General features: G+C 69.2%; 16 protein-coding genes. 11 read left to right on the top strand and 5 right to left on the bottom strand.

Annotation, left to right across the window (positions count from 1 at the left end; genetic code table 11):
• Window positions 1-14: 14 nt before the first annotated feature.
• A complete protein-coding gene (locus ACO0LU_RS10210; protein ID WP_424791260.1) occupies window positions 15-467 on the top strand; it encodes a DUF4233 domain-containing protein in 453 nt (150 codons plus the stop codon).
• A 38-nt stretch (window positions 468-505) separates the two neighbouring features.
• Window positions 506-943 carry a nucleoside-diphosphate kinase gene (gene ndk, locus ACO0LU_RS10215; RefSeq protein ID WP_424788421.1) on the top strand — a complete coding sequence of 146 codons (438 nt, stop codon included), beginning with the start codon at window positions 506-508 and terminating at the stop codon, window positions 941-943.
• 73 nt (window positions 944-1,016) lie between these two features.
• Here the strand turns inward: ndk and putP are convergent, their stop codons facing one another.
• Both putP and ACO0LU_RS10225 read right to left on the bottom strand, forming a co-directional pair.
• Window positions 1,017-2,531, bottom strand: a complete 1,515-nt coding sequence (gene putP, locus ACO0LU_RS10220; protein ID WP_424791261.1) for a sodium/proline symporter PutP — start codon at window positions 2,529-2,531, stop codon at window positions 1,017-1,019.
• A 62-nt stretch (window positions 2,532-2,593) separates the two neighbouring features.
• Window positions 2,594-6,064: a bifunctional proline dehydrogenase/L-glutamate gamma-semialdehyde dehydrogenase gene (locus tag ACO0LU_RS10225; protein WP_424791262.1), complete on the bottom strand. Its 3,471-nt coding sequence runs from the start codon at window positions 6,062-6,064 to the stop codon at window positions 2,594-2,596.
• A gap of 181 nt (window positions 6,065-6,245) precedes the next feature.
• Between ACO0LU_RS10225 and ACO0LU_RS10230 the strand changes: the two genes are divergently transcribed.
• On the top strand, window positions 6,246-7,154 hold the full coding sequence (locus tag ACO0LU_RS10230; RefSeq protein ID WP_424791263.1) for a LysR family transcriptional regulator: 909 nt from the start codon (window positions 6,246-6,248) through the stop codon (window positions 7,152-7,154).
• Between the two features lie 7 nt (window positions 7,155-7,161).
• On the opposite strand, the gene ACO0LU_RS10235 is transcribed toward ACO0LU_RS10230, so the two are convergent.
• On the bottom strand, window positions 7,162-7,569 hold the full coding sequence (locus ACO0LU_RS10235; protein ID WP_424791264.1) for a RidA family protein: 408 nt from the start codon (window positions 7,567-7,569) through the stop codon (window positions 7,162-7,164).
• A 194-nt stretch (window positions 7,570-7,763) separates the two neighbouring features.
• On the opposite strand from ACO0LU_RS10235, the gene ACO0LU_RS10240 reads away from it, so the two are divergent.
• Window positions 7,764-7,997, top strand: coding sequence for a hypothetical protein (locus tag ACO0LU_RS10240; protein WP_424791265.1), 234 nt, complete (start codon window positions 7,764-7,766; stop codon window positions 7,995-7,997).
• 32 nt (window positions 7,998-8,029) lie between these two features.
• On the opposite strand, the gene ACO0LU_RS10245 is transcribed toward ACO0LU_RS10240, so the two are convergent.
• Window positions 8,030-9,277, bottom strand: coding sequence for a CehA/McbA family metallohydrolase (locus ACO0LU_RS10245; protein WP_424791266.1), 1,248 nt, complete (start codon window positions 9,275-9,277; stop codon window positions 8,030-8,032).
• A 162-nt stretch (window positions 9,278-9,439) separates the two neighbouring features.
• Here ACO0LU_RS10245 and smc point away from each other — a divergent pair, with 162 nt between their 5' ends.
• From smc to ACO0LU_RS10265, 4 genes are all read left to right on the top strand, one after another.
• Window positions 9,440-13,006, top strand: a complete 3,567-nt coding sequence (gene smc, locus ACO0LU_RS10250; protein ID WP_424791267.1) for a chromosome segregation protein SMC — start codon at window positions 9,440-9,442, stop codon at window positions 13,004-13,006.
• 97 nt (window positions 13,007-13,103) lie between these two features.
• On the top strand, window positions 13,104-13,385 hold the full coding sequence (locus ACO0LU_RS10255; protein ID WP_424791268.1) for a hypothetical protein: 282 nt from the start codon (window positions 13,104-13,106) through the stop codon (window positions 13,383-13,385).
• Between the two features lie 122 nt (window positions 13,386-13,507).
• On the top strand, window positions 13,508-14,722 hold the full coding sequence (gene ftsY, locus ACO0LU_RS10260) for a signal recognition particle-docking protein FtsY (protein ID WP_424791269.1): 1,215 nt from the start codon (window positions 13,508-13,510) through the stop codon (window positions 14,720-14,722).
• A 165-nt stretch (window positions 14,723-14,887) separates the two neighbouring features.
• Complete coding sequence (locus ACO0LU_RS10265; RefSeq protein WP_424791270.1) at window positions 14,888-16,147, top strand: ammonium transporter; 1,260 nt, start codon at window positions 14,888-14,890, stop codon at window positions 16,145-16,147.
• A gap of 99 nt (window positions 16,148-16,246) precedes the next feature.
• Here the strand turns inward: ACO0LU_RS10265 and ACO0LU_RS10270 are convergent, their stop codons facing one another.
• Complete coding sequence (locus tag ACO0LU_RS10270) at window positions 16,247-16,633, bottom strand: STAS domain-containing protein (protein ID WP_424791271.1); 387 nt, start codon at window positions 16,631-16,633, stop codon at window positions 16,247-16,249.
• Window positions 16,634-16,884: 251 nt separating this feature from the next.
• On the opposite strand from ACO0LU_RS10270, the gene ACO0LU_RS10275 reads away from it, so the two are divergent.
• The 3 genes from ACO0LU_RS10275 to ACO0LU_RS10285 all read left to right on the top strand — a co-directional run bounded on the left by ACO0LU_RS10275 (window position 16,885) and on the right by ACO0LU_RS10285 (window position 20,576).
• A complete protein-coding gene (locus ACO0LU_RS10275; RefSeq protein ID WP_424791272.1) occupies window positions 16,885-17,664 on the top strand; it encodes a TetR/AcrR family transcriptional regulator in 780 nt (259 codons plus the stop codon).
• Window positions 17,665-17,790: 126 nt separating this feature from the next.
• Window positions 17,791-19,401 (top strand): signal recognition particle protein, encoded by a 1,611-nt coding sequence (gene ffh, locus ACO0LU_RS10280; RefSeq protein ID WP_424791273.1) that lies wholly within the window; start codon window positions 17,791-17,793, stop codon window positions 19,399-19,401.
• A gap of 89 nt (window positions 19,402-19,490) precedes the next feature.
• On the top strand, window positions 19,491-20,576 hold the full coding sequence (locus ACO0LU_RS10285; RefSeq protein ID WP_424791274.1) for an amidohydrolase family protein: 1,086 nt from the start codon (window positions 19,491-19,493) through the stop codon (window positions 20,574-20,576).
• Window positions 20,577-20,664: the final 88 nt, after the last annotated feature.

The following is a 20,664-nucleotide window of genomic DNA, read 5'->3' on the forward strand; positions in this document are numbered from 1 at the left end:
AGTATCTTGGAGGGATGAACAGTTCCGGCGCCACCCAGGCCGGCCAGACCGCACCGGGCGAGCGACCCAGACGGTCCGCCCGGGTGATCTTCTGCACCACCGTGCTCACCCTGGAGGCGTTCGTGGTGCTGTTCGCCACCCTGGTGGGGATCGGCCTGGACCTGGGCGAGCCGGCTCTGGTCTGGGCCGTGGGCGGGGTGAGCGCGCTGGCCTGCCTGGTGCTCGCCGGACTGGCGCGCCACCGTATCGGACGCATCCTGGGGTCGGTGATGCAGGGACTGTTGATCGCCTCCGGTCTGATCATCCCGATGATGGTCGTGGTCGGCATCATCTTCGCCGTGATCTGGGTGGTGGCGCTGCGGCTGGGCCGGCGGATCGACGTCGAGCGCGCCGAGTGCGACGAAGCCGAGCGGGCCGGCGCCGCACCGGCGCAGGACCAACCCGCCGGGGGAACCGACGCGGGCTGAGTCGGCACACTGCGCCCTGGCCAGTAGTGTGTGCATCCATGAGCCTGAACACCGAGCGAACCCTGGTCATCATCAAGCCCGACGGCGTGCGGCGTGGCCTGGTGGGTGAGATCCTCCGGCGGATCGAGGCCAAGGGATACACCCTGGCCGCCGCGGAGTTGCGCACCGCCGACGTGCGCCTGCTCGCCGAACACTACGCCGAGCACGAGGGCAAGCCCTTCTACGGCCCGCTGATGGACTTCATGAGTTCGGGTCCGCTGCTGGCCGCGGTAGTCGAGGGCCAGCGCGTGATCGAGGGGTTCCGCGCCCTGTGCGGGGCGACCGATCCCACGGCCGCCGCACCCGGCTCGATCCGCGGTGATCTGGCCCGGGACTGGGGCCTGAACGTGCAGCAGAACCTGGTGCACGGCTCGGACTCACCGGAGTCGGCGGCTCGGGAGATCGCCCTGTGGTTCCCTGACCGCGCCAGCGCCTGAACCAACCGCCGGTCCACCGGGCCGCCTACCCCTATCGGGGCAGGCGGCCCGCCTCATGGTGATCTGCGAAGCATCAGGCGGCGGGCGCCTTCATCTTGCGCTTGGCCAACTCCACGGCCTGGTCGAACTCGTGCTCCAGGTTGGGGTTGGCCTTGTAGGTCAACTTGCTGACCACAACGGACACCAGGACGTTGAGGCCGAACCCGGGCACGATCTCGTACAGGGAAGCGCCGAAGATCTCCGGTCCGAAGGAACTCCACAGGAATACCGTCACCGCACCGGTCACCATCCCGGCCAGCGCGCCCCAGTTGGTCAACTTGCGCCAGAACAGCGACAGCAGGATGGCCGGTCCGAAGGAGGCACCGAACCCGGCCCAGGCGAAGGCGACCAGGCCCAGGATGGTGTCACCGGGATCGATCGCCAGGATGATCGCGATGATGGCCACCGCGAACACGACTACCCGTCCCAGGATCATCAGGTGCCTGGGGGAGGAGTCCTTCTTGAACACCCGGTAGAGGTCCTCGACGAACGCCGAGGAACTGACGATCAACTGGGAGGACACCGTGGACATGATTGCCGCAAGCACCGCAGCGAACACGAGGCCGACCAGGAAGGGGTGCATCAGGATCTGCGACAGGGCCAGCACCACGTGCTCGGCGTTGCCCAGCGTGAGGTCACTGACCTGGAAGTAGGCGATGCCGGCCAACGCCGTGACGGTCGCGCCGAACAGGGAGATCACCATCCAGCCGATCCCGATCCGGCGCGCGGAACCGGCGGAGGCGGCCTCGCGCATCGCCATGAACCGCACGATGATGTGCGGCTGACCGAAGTACCCCAGTCCCCACGCCAGTGCTGAGATGATGGCAACCGTCGCCCCACCGGTGACGGCCTGCCCTGCGGTGAAGGACAGCGCGCCCGGCTCGGCCGCGCGGATGGCGTCCAGGGTGTCCCCGAAGCCACCGACGGCGAAGATGGTGAGCACCGGGATGATCAACAGCGCCAGCATCATCAGGGTGCCCTGCACCACATCGGTCAGGGAGGCGGCGAGGAAGCCGCCGATGAGGGTGTAGGCGAGGGTCACCGCGGCAACGATCAGCATCCCGGTCATGTAGGAGGTGTCGAAGGAGACGATGAAGAATTCGCCACCCGCCACCATCATGGAAGACACGTAGAAGGTGAAGAAGATGAGCACAATGGCACCCGAGGCGATCCTCAGCGCGCGGGATGTGTCATGCAGCCTGTTCTCGAAGAAACTCGGAATAGTGATCGAGTTCTTCGCCACTTCGGTATAGGAACGCAGCCGGGGGGCCACGAACTTCCAGTTCAGATAAGCGCCGATGGTCAAACCGATCGCAATCCAGGACTCGATCAGCCCGGCAACGTAAATTGCGCCGGGCAGGCCCATCATGAGCCAGCCCGACATGTCGGAGGCACCGGCGCTCAGCGCTGCCGTCGTCGGGCTCAACTTGCGCCCGGCGATCATGTAATCCTCGTGATCGGCCGTCTGCCGGAAGGCGTAGACGCCGATCCCGATCATTGCTGCGAAGTAGAGGAGCAGGGCGATGATTTGGAATGTTTGATCAGACACTTCGTGGCCCCTTTGCCAATTGGGTGATGGTGGGTGATAAAGGAATTCTGGTTATCGTCGAATCAGCCCGAGACACCCCCCGCGGGCACCGGCACGGATGCTGGAATTCTGTGCGGTCGAGGCGTTCCGAAGCGATGTGCGGTGATTGAAACAGCCTGTTCCCGCAAGAATGTCAGCAACTCTACTCGTCCGGCGCTGACCACAGGGCCGGAATAGATCGCCAGTAGCGGGGAGCCGTCCGTGGCCCGGGCCAGGTCGTTACCGGAACCGCCGATCAGACGAACCCGCCCGCCGACGCGGGCCAACCCGTTCGCCCGGGCGCGCCAGGTGCTGCCGTCCTCGTGGAAGACGTCGATGCCGAGTTCGCCTACGTACGGCTGCAGCGCGGGTGCGACGTCGGTGTCCGAACTGACCGTCACGTGTGCGCCGCTGCGAGCGGCGGCGGCCAGGATGCGCAGCAGATCCCGCAACCGCTCGCTCTCGAACCGCACCGTCACCGGCGTGGGGTGATAGCGCAGGGCGTTGTGTTCACTCTGCAGACCGGTGGCATCGCGCACGATGCCGAACTCCTGCTCCCAGGCGTTCACGTCGGTGTGCAGGGCACCGGCGAGCCAGTCCCGGTCCTCCTGGGAGATCCCGGCATCCTCCGCCGCGCGTAGTGCGCGCAGGCTGACCGGATCAGTGACGTCGGTGGCCGTGACCTGCCGATCGGCCCAGGTGCCGAAGGACACCAGGTAGTTGGGGCCCCCGGCCTTGGTGCCGTTGCCCACGCTCGACTTCTTCCACCCTCCGAAGGGCTGGCGCTGCACGATCGCACCGGTGATGCCGCGGTTGACGTAAAGGTTGCCGGCCTGCACGCTCTGCAACCAGGTATCGATCTCCGCCGAATCGAGGGAGTGTAGACCCGAGGTCAGCCCGTACTCGACCTCGTTGACCATCTCGATGGCCTCGGTGAGCGTCTCGGCGGTCATCACGCCCAGGATCGGGCCGAAGTACTCGGTCATGTGGTACTCCGAGCCCGGGGCCACCCCGGCGCGCACCCCCGGGCGCCACAACCGGCCGTCGTCGTCGAGCTTCCTGGGCGGCAGTACCCAGTTCTCACCCGCACCCAGCGTGGTCAGGCCGCGCTGTAGTTTGCCCTCCGGCGGGGCGATGACCGGGCCCACCTGGGCACACTCCTGCCACGGCATGCCCACCTCCATGGAGGTGACGGCATCGAGAAGTTGGCGGTGGAAGCGTGCGGAGGTGGCCACCGACCCCACCAGGATCACCAGGGAGGCCGCCGAGCACTTCTGTCCGGCATGACCGAAGGCGGAGTTGGCCACGTCCTTGGCGGCCAGATCCAGATCGGCACTGGGGGTGACGATGATCGCGTTCTTCCCGCTCGTCTCGGCCAGCAACTGCAGGTCCGGGCGCATCGAGCGGAACAGTTCGGCGGTCTCGTAACCACCGGTGAGGATCACCTGGTCCACGCCGGGATGTGAGATCAACTCGGTGCCCAGATCGCGCTCGCTGAGCTGGACGTACTGGAGCACGTCCTTGGGCACACCGGCCTCCCACAGGGCCTCCACCATCACCGCGCCGGTGCGCTTGGCCTGCTCGGCGGGCTTGATTACCACCGTCGAACCGGACGCGAGGGCGGAGAGGGTGGATCCGGCCGGGATCGCGGCAGGGAAGTTCCACGGGGGGGTGACCACGGTCAGGTCCGAGGGGGTGAAGGCGGCTCCCTCCACCTGCTCCAGGCGCCGACCGGACTCGGCGTAATAGTGCGCGAAGTCGATCGCCTCGCTGACCTCCGGGTCGCCCTGCTCGATCACCTTGCCGCATTCGGCCCCCATCACCTCCAGCAGGTCCGCCCGGCGTGCTTCCAGGGCGTCGCCGGCCCGGTGCAGGATCTCGGCCCGGGCGCCGGCGCCCAACTCCTGCCAGCCCTTGGCGGCGGACCGGGCGGTGCCGATGACCTCCTCCAGCGCCTCCCGGGTGGTGAGCAGCCCGGCTTCGGCGGTCTCCACCCCGAGTGTGCTGGTGGGCATCCGGGACCGGATCTGCTCGGCCCAGTCGCGGTTCGCGGCCACCGAACTGTCGGTGTCGGCGGTGTTGCGGAATCCCTCCCTCGGACCGGCGGGCTGGGGCCGGCTGCGATCCTGGTCCCGGTTCGAGGCCGGCACCTCGGTGGGCATGATCGCCAGGGAGTCCATGAACCGGGCGCGCTCACGTTCGAACAGCGACTCATCGCTTCTCAGGTCGAACACCGCGGACATGAAGTTCTCATCCGAGGCGCCTTCGTCGAGCCGTCGCACCAGGTAGGCGATCGCCACGTCGAACTCCTGTGGGTGCACGACGGGGGTGTAGAGCAGCAGGTTGCCGATGTCCTTGCGGATGGCGGCAGCCTCTGCGGTGGCCATGCCCAGCAGCATCTCGATGTCCACATCGCAGGTGCAGCCTCGGCGCTCGGCCAGCAGCCAGGCCAGGGCGAGGTCGAACAGGTTCTGCCCCGCCACGCCCACCCGCACCGCGCGGGTTCGAGAGGGGTGCAGGGCGTAGTCGAGGACCGCCTTGTAGGAGGCGTCGGTGGCCTTCTTCGAATCCCAGGTGGCCACGGGCCAGTTGTGCACCTCGGCGTCGACGTGCTCCATCGGCAGGTTCGCACCCTTGACCACGCGGATCTTGATCGGTGCGCCACCGGCGTCCACCCTGGCGCTGGCCCACTCCTGCAGGTGCATGGTCGCGCCCAGGGCATCGGGCAGGTAGGCCTGCAGCACGATGCCGGCGGGCAGGTTGGTGAACTCCGGCCGGTCGAGCAGTTGCATGAACACGGCGAGGGTGAGGTCGAGGTCCTTGTACTCCTCCATGTCCAGGTTGATGAACTTGGGCCCGCCCGGGGCGGTCCGAGCCAGTTCGAACAGCGGCACCAGTGCCTGCACGGCCTCGGCCACGGCCTCATCGAAGGACCACGGGCTGTGCGGGGCGACGGTGGAGGAGACCTTGATCGAGATGTAGTCGACGTCGTCACGGGCCAGCAGGCGCCGAGTGCCCTCCACCCGCCGAGCCGCCTCCTCCTTGCCCAGGATGGCCTCGCCGAGCAGGTTGATGTTGAGCCGGGCACCGGGCTGCTTGGCGCGGATCTGCTTCAGCGCTGGTCCGAGTTTGCGTTCGGAGGCGTCCACCACCAGGTGGCGCACCATCTGGCGCAACGAAGCCTTGGCGATCGGGATGACGATGCCGGGGGCGACCGTGCTCAGGGAGGCGCCCAGGCGCACGGCGGTGCGCAGCGGCCAGGACAGGAACCGGGGGATGAGTGGCACCAGGGTCTGCAGGTGCCGCGCCGCGGCGTGCGGGTCCTCGGGACGAATCACCCCGTCGACGAATCCGACGGTGAAGGCCAGACCGTTCTCATCGCGCAGCACATCGGACAACCGCTTGGCGGCGGCGTCGACGGGTTCGTCGCGGCTGGCGTGCAGCCATCGTCGCACCAGTTCCACGGCTTCGTTCGCCAGTGCCTGGTCAATACCGGGTGTTGACTGCTCGTTCACGTTCTGACCTCCACGTCCAGGTCGGACTCGGTTGCGGGCCGGTCATCGGCTTCGAGCGGGTAGCCCACGCCGATATGACCTTCCCGACTGATCCTGATCTGTCAGTGTGTCAGGACATACGTTTCGTGATAAGCGTGAAAAAGTGAATGATACCGTTCGGTTCTGACGAAAGGTCAGCGAAGTGTGGGATCTGCACCGGTTGCGCCTGCTACGGGAACTGCAGCTGCGCGGCACGATCACCGCCGTTGCCGAGACGCTCAGTTATGCCCCGTCCTCGGTCTCCCAGCAGTTGGCGCGCCTGGAGCGCGAGGTCGGTGTGCCGTTGCTGGAGCAGGACGGACGGCGGGTACGGCTGACCCCGGCCGGCACCCGGGTGGCCCGCTACGCCGCTCAGGTGATCGAACTGCAGGAAGGCGTGCAGAGCGAACTGGCACCGGAGCGTCCGGTGCCCGAGACGATCCGGCTGGCCACGCTGGAGACGGCGGCGCGGGCGCTGGTTCCCTACGCCCTCACCACCCTGGAGAAGCAGGCTGCACACCTGCGGATCGAGGCGTCGGTGGTGCCTCCGGAGTTCGGCCTCTCCGAACTGCCCACCCGCGGGTTCGACCTGGCCATGGCCGAGCAGTACCCCGGGTACACCCGCGCGCACCACGATCAACTGCACCGGGAGCTCCTGGGCACCGACACCATGCGCCTGGTGGTGCCCGGGCGCAGCGGCATCCAGTCGTTGAGCGATGCCCGGAACGTGCCCTGGGTGGTCGAGCCGAAGGGGACCGCGGCCAAGGACTGGGTGGTCCAGCAGTGCCGGGCCGCCGGGTTCGAGCCCGACATCCGGTACTACTCCGCCGACCTGAGCGTGCACATCCACCTGATCCGGGCGGGGCACGCGGTCAGCCTGCTCCCGGACCTGATCTGGACGACGCAGCCGCGCGGGGTGCGCCGGATCAGCCTGCCCGGCCCCTTCTACCGGGAGCTGTTCACCTCGGTGCGCCGGGCCGCGGTCACCCGCCCGGCGATCGTGACCGTACGCGCGGCGTTGCGCGGTGCGCTCGAGGCGGTCCAGCGCACACCACCGGATGGAGCCGGGTGAGCAGCCGTCAGTCCACGACGGCGGCGATGGCCTCGATCTCCACGAGTTGATCGTCGTAGCCCAGCACCGTGACCCCCATCAGGGTGGAGGGCACGTCATGGTTGCCGAACGCATCGCGCACCACCTCCCAAGCCGCGACCAGATCGGCCTGGTCAGCCGAGGCCACGAGGACCCGGGTGCTGATCACGTCGGTGATCGAGGCCCCGGCATCGGCCAGTGCGCGGTTCATGGTCGCCACGCACGCGGCGGCTTGGCCGGCGTAATCGCCAACCGCGACGGTGCCGCCGCCGGCGTCCAACGGGCACGCGCCGGCCAGGAAGATCAACCGGGCATCCTGGGGCGCGGTGGCAGCATAGGCATACTCGGCGACGTCGGACAGTGTGGCCGAGCGAATCAGTTCAACGGCGGAGGGCATGGTGGCGACCCTGGCAGGCAGGGGCCGGCGCCGTAAAGGGGATAACGGAGCCTCTTCGGATCGGTCCGGCACCAGCCGCCCTCGCGCACCCCGCTGTCGCGCCGGCATCTCGCGGGTTAGGCTGGCATCGCCGCCGGCGCCCCGCCGGTGTACCGGTGGCTGAGTCCTCGACATGGTGAGCCGAAGGAGGAGACATGAGCACCGTCCCCGGTGAGCAGTCCTGGCAGGATGCCGGGCTGGTCGATCCCGATGCCCACGAACCGGTCAGCCTGGCCGATGAGACGTCCGCTCCGTCCCCCGAGTCCGGTGAGGACTACCGTCCCCGCACCGCACGACCGGATCTGGAGGGGCGGGCCAGCGAGGCCGATGTGGCGGACACCGCGGCGGCCGTCCCGGCCCAGGACCTGGACGACGACGACGACGGCTGAGTGCGCCGGGGACGCCGCCGGAGGAGTCGGGCCTACGGGCTGATCGCGAGGATCCGGCGTTGGTCGTCCACGATCCGGTACGGACCGGACCCCGCGGCAAGGCGCTCGGCGGAACCGGCCAGTCGCCGGCGCCGTCCCTCGGCATCGACGAGAAAGGCACCCGCGGCACCCAGGGCGATCAGATCGCCCTCGACGCGTACCAGCAACGGGCTGTGCAGCGGGTCGGGCGTGGCGTCGGGGCGCACCCCGACACTGATCGCGGTGCGCCCGGCGGCCACTCCGGCCAGGATCGCCTCGGGCGAATCGTCCTGCGCCGCGACCCATGTGGTGGGCGTGCCCACGGTGAAGCCCTGTCCGGGCCGGTGGAAGTCACTGCCGCCCAACGGCACCACCGGGGCGCCGCCGGCGGCCTCGCGCCAGCGTTGCCAGATCGCCCATGGGCCGGTGGCGCTCAGGTCCCGGAACCAGCCGATGTGCCACACCTCCAGCGCGCGGGGAGCGCGGTCGAGCGGCTGTATCCAGGCGCAGTCGCCTTCCAGGGGGTGGTTGATGCTCAGCACCCCGCCGTCGCGATGGACCGCCTCGGCCCAGTGCCTGGCCGGGGCGCGGAAGTCCACCCAGCCGACATCCCCCAGGGCGTTGGCGTGCCCGTCTGCGGTGGTGACCTCCTGGCCGGGAATGAGGGTGATGCCGTGCCGGGCTCCGGAGCCGGGAAGGTGGGTGTGGTGACTGATGGTGTTGTGGTCGGTCACGGCCAGGAAGTCGAGTCCGGCCGCGGCGGCGCGGGCGGCGAGTTCATCGATGCTCTCGACGCCGTCGGAGTGGGTGGTGTGGGCATGGAAGTCCCCGGCATACCAGCGCAGCCCCGGCTCCGCGGGTACCTGCCGGTCCGAACCACGCACCCGCTGAGTGGCCACCGGCGCCAGCGGCTCGTCCGGGACGGTCACCGACGGCACCACCTCGGCGCGCACCTGCACCCCCACCCCGGCGGCCGGGATCTGATGCAGCCCCAGGATCACCTCCCAGGTGCCGCCCTCCAGTTCCCCGGGGACGTACCCGGGGGTGGCGGCATTCGGCCCGATCCAGAACTCCCGTCGCGCCCCGCCGGACCAGCCACGCCAGCCGTGGGAGCCGGCACAACCCAGGTCGATCACGGCCGCCGAATCGTCATAGTCCAACTCCACGTGCAGACCCCCCGCCCCGGCCGGCACCTCCACGGGTACCGCGCGGTAGCGGTCGGCGATCTGGTCATCGATGGTCAGGTGGCGGCTGTCGATCATGCGCGGCGGGCATCCAAGCGTGCGTGGCGGGGGCCCGGCTGATGCTAATGCACCCGCGCCCCCGGTGCCTGGAGCGCCCGGCTGCGGGCCATGCCACGCGGGCCCGGACGTTCGCGCGCGTGCGCCACGAAGGTCACCACCGGCACGGCTAGAGTGACCGACGTGCACCTGAAGACGTTGACGCTGCGTGGGTTCAAGTCCTTCGCCTCGGCGACCACGCTGCACTTCGAGCCCGGGATCACCTGCGTGGTCGGCCCGAACGGGTCCGGGAAGTCCAACGTGGTCGATGCACTGGCCTGGGTGATGGGGGAGCAGGGCGCGAAGTCCTTGCGCGGTGGGGCGATGGCCGATGTGATCTTCGCCGGCACCTCCAAGCGTCCGCCGTTGGGCCGGGCCGAGGTCTCCCTGACGATCGACAACTCCGACGGTGTGCTGCCGATCGAGTACTCGGAGGTGACGATTTCGCGCACCCTGTTCTCCGGCGGCGCCTCGGAGTACGCGATCAACAACACCCCCTGCCGATTGCTGGATATCCAGGACCTGCTCTCCGACACCGGTATGGGCCGGGAGATGCACGTGATTGTGGGGCAGGGGCGGTTGGACTCGGTGCTGCAGGCCGGACCGGAGGAACGGCGGCACTTCATCGAGGAGGCGGCCGGCATCCTCAAGCACCGCAAGCGCAAGGAACGCGCCCTGCGCAAACTCGACACCATGTCGGCGAACCTGGCCCGGGTCAGCGACCTGTCGGCGGAGATCCGGCGGCAGCTGGGGCCACTGGCCAAGCAGGCCGATGTGGCGCGCCGGGCCCAGGTGGTGCAGGTGGATCTGCGCGACGCCCGCGCCCGGCTGCTCGCCGACGATCTGATCCAGCTCTCCTCGGCGCTCGCGGCGGAGATCGCGGACGAGACGGCGCTGCGCACCGAGCGGGAGCAGGTCGAGCGGGCAAAGCAGGACCGACGACGGCGGCTGGCTCACTTGGAGGCGGAGGCCGCCGCAGCCGCACCCCGGCTGAGTGAGATCACCGAGACCTGGTACCGGCTGTCCGGTCTGCGCGAACGGCTCCGCGGCACCGCCACGCTGGCGGCCGAGCGCACCCGGCTGCTGGGATCGGCGGCGGCGCCGCAGGAGGGCCAGGATCCCGACGACCTTGAGGCCCAGGCCCAGCGCACCCGGGAGGCCGCAGCCGAACTGAGCGCGGAGCGGGAGCAGGCCCAGCAGGGTCTGGCCGCTGCGCAGGCCGCGCGCCAGGAGGCCGAGGAGGCCGCCGCCACGGCGGAGCGGGAACTGGCCGAAGTGCACCGGGGCGTGGCCGATCGGCGCGAAGGGCTGGCCCGGCTTACCGGGCAGGTCGGCGCCCGGCGGAGCCGCCTGGAGGGGATCGAGTCCGAACTGGCGCGCCTGCGCGAGGACCTGCGCTCGGCTGAAGCCCGCCAGGAGGAGGCCCGCTCCGGTTACGCCGAGCTGGAGCAGACCGTGGTCGGGGCCCAGGAGGGTGAGGTCGGACTGGATGCCGCCCATGAGGCGGCCCTGGAGACCCTGGAGGCGGCGCAGGCGAAGGTCGTCGAATTGACCGAGGCCGAACGTGAGGCGGAGTCGGCCAGGTCCACCTGGGCCGCCCGGCGGGACGCGCTGGACCTGTCGATGGACCGTAAGGACGGCACCGGGACGCTGCTCGGTGCGGACGGGCCCGCCGGGTTGCTGGGCTCGCTGGCCGATCTGATCACCGTGGCCAGCGGGTACGAGAACGCGATCGCGGCTGCCTTGGGGCCCTTGGCCGATGCCGCCGCGGTGGAGTCGGTGGCCGCCGGGGTGGACGCGGTCCGGCTGGTGCGCAGCAATGACTCCGGTCAGGCACGGCTGGTGGTGGCCGGTGAACCCGGTGACGGCGAACCCGCGGCCGCAGCGGCGCCCGCCGGGAAGTGGGCCAACGATCTGGTCTCCGCCGACGAGATGCTGCGACCCGCTATCGCCCGGCTACTCGCCGGTGTGGTGGTGGTGGAGGATCTGGCCCAGGCCCGCCGGGTGGTCGGTGCCCATGACGTGATGGCGGTCACCCTGGAGGGTGATGTGGTGGCCCGCACCCAGATCCGGGGCGGCTCACCCGGGGGCCCTTCGGTGCTGGAACTGCACGCTGCGCGTGACGAGGCCGAGCAGAACCTGCAGGCAGCGGTGGGACGGGCGGAGCAGGTCCGGTTCGCCCTCGGTCCGGCACGCGAGGAGGTCCAGACCGCTCAGGAGCGGGTCGACGCCACCCTGGCCGACCTGCACGAGTCCGACGCCCAGTTGGCGGCCGTGGCCGAGAAACTCGGGCAGTACCAGGCCGCCATACGCGCCGCCGGCGCCGAGGCCGATCGAATCCGGCCGGCGATCGAGACGGCCGAACTCACCAAGGAGCAGGTGGGCACCGAACTGGCCGAACTCGCCGAGCGGCTCGAGCGGGCGCAGGCCGAACCGGAGGAGCAGGCGACCGACCTGGAGGGTGCGACCGCACAGCGCGATCGCACCGCCGAGGCCGCGACGCAGGCACGCGGTCTGGAGACCGAGGCGCGCCTTGCCCTGCGCACCCTCGAGGAACGCCTCCGCGCCGTCACCGCCCGAGCCGAGTCCCTGGAGGGCGCCGCGGCTGCGGAACGGCACGCCCGTGAGGTGGCCCAGGAGCGGGCGCGGCGTCGTGCGGTGCAGGCCGCGATCGCCACCGAGGTGCACGCGGCCGCCGAGACGGCGCTGCAGCACCTGGAGCACTCCCTGTCCCTGGCCGGCGAGCGCCGTGAGCAGGCAGAGGCCGCCCGGGAAGAGCGGGAGCAGGCCCTTCGGGCTGTGCGCGAAGAGTTGGAGCAACTCAGCGCACGGCACAGCGAACTGACCGATGTGGTACATCGCGACGAGGTGGCCCGCGCCCAGCAGAAGTTGCGGATCGAACAACTCGAGCAACGTGCGGTGGAGGAACTGGGCCTGGACCCTCAGGTACTGGTATCCGAGTACGGGCCGGACCAGTTGGTGCCACCGGTCCCTGCACGGGGTACGGCGGCCGCCGACGGCGACCAAGCCGACGCCGAGGAGCCGCGCCCCTATGTGCGGGCCGAGCAGGAGAAGCGGTACAAGGCCGCCCAGCGGGCCCTCAGCCTGTTGGGCAAGGTGAACCCGCTGGCCCTGGAGGAGCACGCGGCGTTGGAGGAGCGTCACCAGTTCCTGGCCGAGCAACTCGCCGACCTGAAGAAGTCCAAGGCCGACCTGATGCAGATCGTCGCCCAGATCGACGAACGGGTGGAGCACGTCTTCACCGCTGCCTACCACGACACCGCCGCGCAGTTCGAGCAGGTCTTCGCCCGGCTCTTTCCCGGCGGCAAGGGCGCGTTGGTGCTGACCGATCCGGACGACATGCTCACCACCGGCATCGAGGTGCAGGCCCAGCCCCCGGGCAAGAAGATCAACCGGCTCTCGCTGCTCTCGGGCGGGGAACGGTCCCTGACCGCGGTGGCGCTGCTGATCGCGATCTTCAAGGCGCGGCCGAGTCCGTTCTACGTGATGGACGAGGTCGAAGCCGCCCTGGACGATGTGAACCTCGGCCGGTTGCTGGAGATCTTCACCGAACTCCGCCAGGACTCCCAGTTGATCGTGGTCACCCACCAGAAGCGGACCATGGAGGTCGGCGACGCACTCTACGGGGTGACGATGCGCGGGGACGGAGTGACCCAAGTGATCTCCCAGCGGCTGCGCGAGGACAAGTAAGCCCGGATCACGGTGTGCTGCTCGTCACCGGCAACACGCTCGCGACACGCTGCCCCACACGTCCCCGGAAGGGCAACGCCGGGTGATAATCCTCAGCGTGTGGGAAGTAGTCGCCGTCGTCGTGCTCAGCACGTTCATCGCCACCCTGGTGGCGGTGGTGCTCTTGCGCGCACACGCACCGGACGGCGGATACCGGGCCTGGGTTGCGGAGGCGTTCACGGCCGTGCGCGACACCGGCGGACCCGGCTGGGGCCTGTCGGAGGATGAGGGCGAGGAACTCCTGGTCCAGGACCTCGCCGCGCTGGCCGAGCAGGGCAACGGGTACGAGGAAGCGCCGGACCTGCGTGAAATGCTGCGCCGGCACCGCAGCCGGGACTGATCCCGGCTGCGCCCACGCTCGGGGCGACCGCTCCGACGCACGCCCCGGGGCTCGGCGGCACCGACGTGTCCCCGTGCGCTGCGGTTGGCCGGTAGTGGCTTCGGTGGTCCACACTGGATCTCGTGATCGAGAACATCTGGCTGTATCTGCTCCTCGGCCTGCTCGCCCTCGTGGTGCTGGGCCTGTCCCTGGTGGCGGTGGGCCGCCGCCGTGGCGGCGCCCCGACCGCACCTGAGCGCGAGCAGGAGGCACCACCGGCGCGACCGCCCGAGACTGAACCGGAGGGCGCTGAGCCCAGCGGCGGCGGCACCGGCGTCGATACCGCACCACCGACCGCGACCGGGACGGTCGAGCCCGAAGCGACGGTGACCGAACCTGCCCAGCCTGTGCTGGACCGCCCGGAGGCGGCCGGAAGCCGGATGGCCCGGTTGCGCAGCCGGCTCGCGCGCTCCGGAACCCTGGGTACCACCCTGTTGAACCTGCTGTCCAAGGACTCCCTGACCGAGGCCGACTGGGAGGAGATCGAGGAGACCCTGCTCCTGGCCGACGTCGGTGCCGGACCCACCGATGACCTGATGGCGGCGCTGCGCACCCGGGCTCGGGTCGATGCGGCCCAGGAACCCGAGCAGGTCCGAGCCATCCTGCGCACCGAACTGCTGAACATCGTGGACCCGGATATGGACCGGAGCCTGAGTATCGACGCCGGCCTGGGAGACGACGGTGAACCCCACCCGGCCACCATCCTGGTGGTGGGCGTCAACGGCACCGGGAAGACCACCACGATCGGTAAGCTCGCGCGGTTACTCGTCGCCGAGGACCGCGACGTTTATCTCGGCGCCGCCGACACCTTCCGGGCCGCCGCCGCCGAGCAGCTGACCACCTGGGGAGATCGCGTGGGCGTGCCGGTGATCCGCTCGGACCGCGAGGGAGCCGATCCTGCCTCGGTCGCCTTCGACGCGGTGCGCGCCGGCCGCGAGGCGGGGGCCGATGTGGTCATGATCGACACGGCCGGCAGGTTGCAGAACAAGTCCGGACTGATGGACGAACTCGGCAAGATCAAGCGGGTGGTCTCCCGATCGGCTCCGGTGGCCGAGGTACTGCTGGTCCTGGACGCCACCACCGGCCAGAACGGGATGCGACAGGCGCAGGTGTTCGCCGAGGTGGTCGACGTCACCGGCATCGTGCTGACCAAGCTGGATGGCACCGCCAAGGGCGGCATCGTGGTCGCGGTGCAGCGTGAACTGGGAGTTCCGGTCAAACTGGTCGGTCTGGGAGAGGGGCCGGACGATCTGGCGCCCTTCGACGCCGAGGAGTTCGTGGATGCGCTCCTGACCTGAGCCGGATCCAGCATAGTCGAACACCATTCTTGCTGCCTATGGCAGCCAAGTCCAGCCCATTCAAAGATATATAGATAGTAAACTCAAAGTCTTGACAACACCATAAGTTTCCCCCGACGATTTAGCGCGGACCAGCCGCCCGGGCTGGCGTTGGGAGAGAAGCGAATGGAACCGTTCATCGATACCGGTATCAGCGCCTGGATGCTCGTCTCGGCATCCTTGGTACTGCTGATGACCCCCGGCTTGTCGCTGTTCTACGGCGGTATGGCCCGCTCCAAGTCCGTGTTGAACATGATGATGATGTGCTTCGGCGCGATGGCCGTGATCGGGGTCATCTACGTCCTGTGGGGATGGTCGATGTCCTACGGCGCCTCCCTCGGAGGCATCGTGGGCAACCCGTTGGACCAGTTCGGCCTGGGGGGCAGTTTCGCCGAACTCACGGTGGTCGATGAGGAGACCGGCCAGGCGATTCCGACGCTTGTCGACGTGGGATTCCAGGTCACCTTCGCGATGATCACCACCGCACTGATCGCCGGATCGATCGCCGACCGCGTCAAGTTCGGAACCTGGCTGGTGTTCGCCGGCCTGTGGGTCACCTTGGCCTACTTCCCCATGGCTCACATGGTCTGGGGCGGCGGCCTGCTCTCCGAGGATGGTCCGTTCGCGCGCATCGCCGAACCGATCGACTTCGCCGGCGGCACCGTGGTGCATATCAACGCCGGCGTGGCCGGATTGGTGCTCGCGCTCATCATCGGCGTGCGCCGGGGCTTCAAGACCGAGGTGATCCGGCCACACAACCTGCCCTTCGTGATGCTGGGTGCTGCGCTGCTGTGGTTCGGCTGGTTCGGATTCAACGCCGGATCTGCCTATGGAGCCAACGGTGAGGCGGGTCTGGCCTGGGTGAACACCACCGTGGCTACCGCCGCTGCGGTTTGCGGCTGGATGGTGGTGGACAAGATCCGGCAGGGCAAGCCGACCGCCCTGGGGGTCGCATCGGCCATCGTCGCGGGTCTGGTCGCGATCACCCCCGCAGCCGGGTCGCTGAGCCCGGTCGGGGCCATCGTGCTGGGCCTCGCCGCCGGCACCGCGTGTGCGCTGGCCGTGGGCCTGAAGTACACGCTGGGCTACGACGATTCACTCGACGTGGTCGGTGTCCACCTTGTCGGCGGGCTCATCGGAACACTGATGATCGGGTTCCTGGCGACCGACGGTGGCATCTTCTACGGCGGTGGACCCAGCCTGCTCCTCGTCCAGGCCCTGGTGGTGCTCGTTGCGATCGTGTTCTCAGGGGTCGTCACGGCGATCATCGGCCTCACTCTCAAGGCCACCCTGGGATGGCGGGTCCCCGAGGAGGGGGAACTCTCCGGAATCGACCTGCTCGAACACGCCGAGAGCGCGTACGAGGGAATCGTCCCGACGAACTAACCGCCGGCCCCGGCGGAGGTGGGCTCCGTGCCACGTAGGCGCGGAGCCCACCAGGGCGTTATGGCCGACGTCCGCGGCGCGCCGAGGCGCGAATGGCCGTCAATCCTGCGAAACCCGCACCTGCGTGGCGTCCTCCTCGAAGCCCGGGTCCTGATCCAGGACGTCCACGTCCTCAGCGACCCTGGTGACGTCGAGGAGGAAGAGTACCGACTCGGGCGGGCAGATCATCCGCGGCCGGTGCCCGAGCTGGCTGCTCAGCCTCGCGATCCCGGACAGCGCCGAGGAGTCCATGAATCTGATGTTGCGGGCATCGATGTCCACTGGGAGTCCCAGGGAGAGCAACTCACCGATGGCTTCCGCCAGTTCGGCCTCGACGGCGATGTCGATCTCACCGGCGAGCACAAGACGGGAGCGGTTCGATGACGTCAGCACGGCGACCGAACCGGGTTCGCCGGCCGACGGCAGGACTTTGCCCGTGGCTGTCATAATGGCCTCGTGTCTTCTCGTGGTCGTCATGGTACGCATTCACGCGGAGTTTACAGTGTAAATGCGAAAGTGGCTACGGCCACGCATCGGGAACTTTCCGAGCGGACGGACCCGGGCGCGGGTTGCCACTCCCGCTGGGCGCGGAGAGCGTCGGTGACCAAGGGAGTGCGGGCACTGAACTCTCGGCAGGACGGGGTCTGCCGCGGATGCCACAATGGGCCCTCACGCCCAGGGCTGATCAAGGAGTTGTCATGGCCGATACGGATGCCGAGCGCGCGGACGATAGCGCCCCGGCCGGCGCCATGGGCTCCACAGCAACTGACGGCGATCCCGAGGACCACGGTTCCGGTTCGGACGCGCGCGGGGGCCTGACGCGTGCCCAGATCATCGAAACCGCCATCGCCCTGGTCGACGCCGAGGGGGTCGGCGCGCTCAGCATGCGCCGCCTGGGCGCGGAGATCGGCGTTGAGGCGATGGCCCTGTACCGCTACGTCGATGGCAGGGAGGACCTGCTTGATGCGATGGTCGACGAGGTGTCGGGCATGGTGGAGTCGGCCGCCAGCGCCGACGTCGATTCCGCGGGAGGGTGGCGGGCGTACCTGTGGCGGCTGGCGCACCAGATGCGCGACCTGGCCCTGCGTCATCCGAACCTGTTCCCACTCGTCGCCACCCGGCACCCGGCCGCGCCCTGGCTGCGTCCGCCGCTGCGCAATCTGGAGGTGGTCGAGGAGTTCCTCTCCACCCTGCTCGGGGCGGGGTTCGACGAGGATCAGGTGGCGGTGGTCTACCGCACCTTCGCCAGTTTCCTGCTCGGCCACCTGCTCCTGACCGCCGCACAGGAAGCCCGGCAGAATCAGGGACCGGAGCCTTCGGCGCCGGGACCGGATGCGCAGGCGTTGACCGACTATCCCACCATCGCCTCGATCGCCACCCTGCTCAGCGCGCCGCGCAACGACGCCGAGGAGTTCGCCGAGGCGCTGGAGAACATGCTCGAGGGCATCGCGGAAGTGGCCGGCGAGCCCCGCTCCTGACCACGAGCGCCGGGCGGGCTGTGCCGACCGAGCCCGGTGGGCACCAGCGGCGCCTCGCTGAGAGGAGTGGGCCGGCGCGTTATCCTGGCCCGAGCCCGCTCCTACAGGTCAACCGAGGAAGTGCCAGTGTTCGCCAGTCTCTCCGATCGGCTCAGCGCCACGTTCAAGTCCCTGCGTGGCAAGGGCCGGCTGTCCGAGTCCGATATCGAGACCACCGTGGCCCAGATCCGGCGCGCGTTGCTCGACGCGGACGTGGCGGTCCCGGCGGTCCGTGCCTTCACCGCCGCTGTGCGGGAACAGGCCGGGGGCGTCGAGGTCTCCGAGGCACTCAACCCGGCGCAGCAGATCGTCAAGATCGTGCACGCCGAACTCGTGGAGATACTGGGCGGCGAGTCGCGCGAACTGAGCCTGGCCAAGCACCCGCCCACGGTGATCATGCTCGCCGGTCTGCAAGGTGCGGGAAAGACCACGCTCGCCGGGAAACTCGGCCGGTGGCTGCGCGAACAGGGTCACACACCACTCTTGGTGGCCTCGGACCTGCAGCGTCCCAACGCGGTGAACCAGTTGCAGATCGTGGGTGGCCAGGCCGGCGTGCCGGTCTGGGCGCCCGAGCCGGGCAACGGCGTCGGTGACCCGGTTGAGGTGGCGCGCTCCGGCGTCGCCCGCGCCCGGGACAAGCACCACGACGTGGTCATCGTCGACACCGCCGGACGCCTCGGTGTGGACACCGAGATGATGGGTCAGGCCGCCGATATCCGCGACGCGGTGCAGCCCGACGAGACCCTGTTCGTGGTCGATGCGATGATCGGGCAGGACGCGGTCACCACCGCCCAGGCGTTCGCCGACGGGGTCGGCTTCACCGGTGTGGTGCTCGCCAAACTCGACGGCGACACCCGCGGTGGTGCTGCGCTGTCGATCCGCACCGTCACCGGCAAGCCGGTGCTGTTTGCCTCCACCGGCGAGAAACTCACCGACTTCGAGCGCTTCCACCCCGACCGGATGGCCTCACGCATCCTGGACATGGGTGACGTCCTCACCCTGATCGAGCAGGCCGAGAAGGCCTTCGACGAGCGCCAGGCCGCCGAGATCGCTGAGAAGCTCTCCGGCGACGGTGACTTCACCCTCGACGACTTCCTCAGCCAGATGCAGCAGATGAAGCAGCTGGGCTCGATGAAGAAGATGCTCGGCATGCTGCCCGGGATGGGCCAGATGCGCGAGCAACTGGAGAATTTCGATGAGCGCGACGTGGTTCGCGTCGAGGCGATCGTCCAGTCGATGACTCCGGCCGAGCGCGCCAACCCCAAGATCCTCAACGGTTCGCGCCGTTCCCGCATCGCTCGCGGTTCGGGCACCACCGTCACCGAGGTGAACCAGATGGTGGAACGGTTCGACCAGGCCAAGACGATGATGCGTTCGATGGCCCGGGGTGGGGGACGCGGCGGCCCCGGAGGGTTACCCGGTATGGGTGGGATGCCCGGTATGGGTGGGATGCCCGGTATGGGTGGGATGCCCGGTGCGGGAAAGAAATCCAAGGGCCGCATGCAGGCCCCCCCGAAGAACCGCAAGAAGGGCAAGTCGGGCAATCCGGCCAAGCGTGCCCGGCAGGAACGCGAGGCGGCCGAGCGCGCCGCAAACGCCAAATCCGGCTCCTCCTTCGGGGTGGGGACCACGACCGATGAGGTCGATCCCGACTCGCTGACTCTGCCACCGGGTTTCGAGAAGTTCCTGGGCCGCTGATGGCTGTGCCGTGCGCCGGAGCGGACCGGTCCTGCCCGTCGGCGCCTCCACCGGCCGGGTTCGGGGCGGACCGGGTGCGGAGCCGCTAGATGGACCTGATCGTCCGGGGTGAGGTGATCCTGGACGGCGCGCGGTCGGTAGGGCAGGTCGGCATTGCCGACGGCGTGCTGCGGCTCGACGACACCGGTTCCGGCGACCGGATCATCGAGGGTTGGGCGGTGCCCGGCCTGGTGGACGTGCACTGCCACATCGGTCTCGGCCCGCTGGGCGAGGTGGAGGAGTCGACCACCCTGGCGCAGGCACGCGCGGATCTGGCCGCAGGCACGCTGCTGGTCCGCGATGCCGGATCGCCGGTGGACACCCGGTGGCTCGCGGACCGCGACGATGTTCCCGAGATTATCCGCGCCGGCCGCCACCTGGCCCGTCCGAAGCGGTACCTGCGCTACTTCGCCATCGAACTGGAGTCCGTAGACGAGTTGCCCGCTGCGATGGCCGTGCAGGCCCGTGCCGGGGACGGCTGGGTCAAGGTTGTGGGGGACTGGATCGACCGGGCCAGGGGACCGGCCGCGGACCTGGAACCGTTGTGGCCCGATGAGCACCTGGCGCGCGGCGTGGAGTCCGCGCACGCAGAAGGTGCCCGCGTCACCGTACACACCTTCGCGACTGAGACGATCGACCCGATCCTGGCCGCCGGGGTCGACTGCATCGAGCACGGCACCGGGATGAGCGCGAGCCAGATCGCCAGTGCCGCGCAGCGGCAGATCCCGGTGGTGCCCACGCTGCTTCAGGTGGGGACCTTCGACAAGATCGCCGATCAGGGTGCGGCCAAGTTCCCCGCCTTCGCCCAGCGGATGCGGGCGATGCACGCCCGCAGGTACCAGCACGTACGCGACCTGTATGAGGCGGGGGTCCCGCTGCTGGTCGGCACCGATGCCGGTGGCACCTTGGCGCACGGGTTGATTGCGCAGGAGTGCGCGGAGATGGTCCGGGCCGGCGTACCGGCCGTCGACGTCCTGGCCGCTGCGAGCTGGGCGGCACGTGCCTACCTGGGCCGTCCCGGCATCGCCGAGGGGGCACCGGCCGATCTGGTGGTCTATCCGGCGGACCCACGCGCAGACATCGGGGTGTTGGCCCATCCCACCGCGGTGATCCGGCGCGGGCGTGTAGTGGGCTGACAGGCCCGATTCCGCGCAGACATCGGAGGCCTTGTTCCACGGTTGGCCGGGGTGTCGCGGTTGTCGCGCTCCCGGTGACCTGCTTGAA

This window comes from Pseudactinotalea sp. Z1748 (genome assembly GCF_049725185.1).
In the GTDB taxonomy this organism is placed as follows: Bacteria; Actinomycetota; Actinomycetes; order Actinomycetales; family Beutenbergiaceae; genus CALKWS01.

Excerpts from the sequence above, each read along its gene's own strand:
- ACO0LU_RS10210 (WP_424791260.1), top strand. The coding sequence starts at position 15 with ATGAACAGTTCCGGCGCCACCCAGGCCGGCCAGACCGCACCGGGCGAG.
- ACO0LU_RS10275 (WP_424791272.1), top strand. The coding sequence starts at position 16,885 with ATGGCCGATACGGATGCCGAGCGCGCGGACGATAGCGCCCCGGCCGGC.
- ACO0LU_RS10270 (WP_424791271.1), bottom strand. The coding sequence starts at position 16,633 with ATGACAGCCACGGGCAAAGTCCTGCCGTCGGCCGGCGAACCCGGTTCG.
- ndk (WP_424788421.1), top strand. The coding sequence starts at position 506 with ATGAGCCTGAACACCGAGCGAACCCTGGTCATCATCAAGCCCGACGGC.
- ACO0LU_RS10285 (WP_424791274.1), top strand. The coding sequence starts at position 19,491 with ATGGACCTGATCGTCCGGGGTGAGGTGATCCTGGACGGCGCGCGGTCG.
- ACO0LU_RS10240 (WP_424791265.1), top strand. The coding sequence starts at position 7,764 with ATGAGCACCGTCCCCGGTGAGCAGTCCTGGCAGGATGCCGGGCTGGTC.
- ACO0LU_RS10245 (WP_424791266.1), bottom strand. The coding sequence starts at position 9,277 with ATGATCGACAGCCGCCACCTGACCATCGATGACCAGATCGCCGACCGC.
- ACO0LU_RS10265 (WP_424791270.1), top strand. The coding sequence starts at position 14,888 with ATGGAACCGTTCATCGATACCGGTATCAGCGCCTGGATGCTCGTCTCG.
- ACO0LU_RS10235 (WP_424791264.1), bottom strand. The coding sequence starts at position 7,569 with ATGCCCTCCGCCGTTGAACTGATTCGCTCGGCCACACTGTCCGACGTC.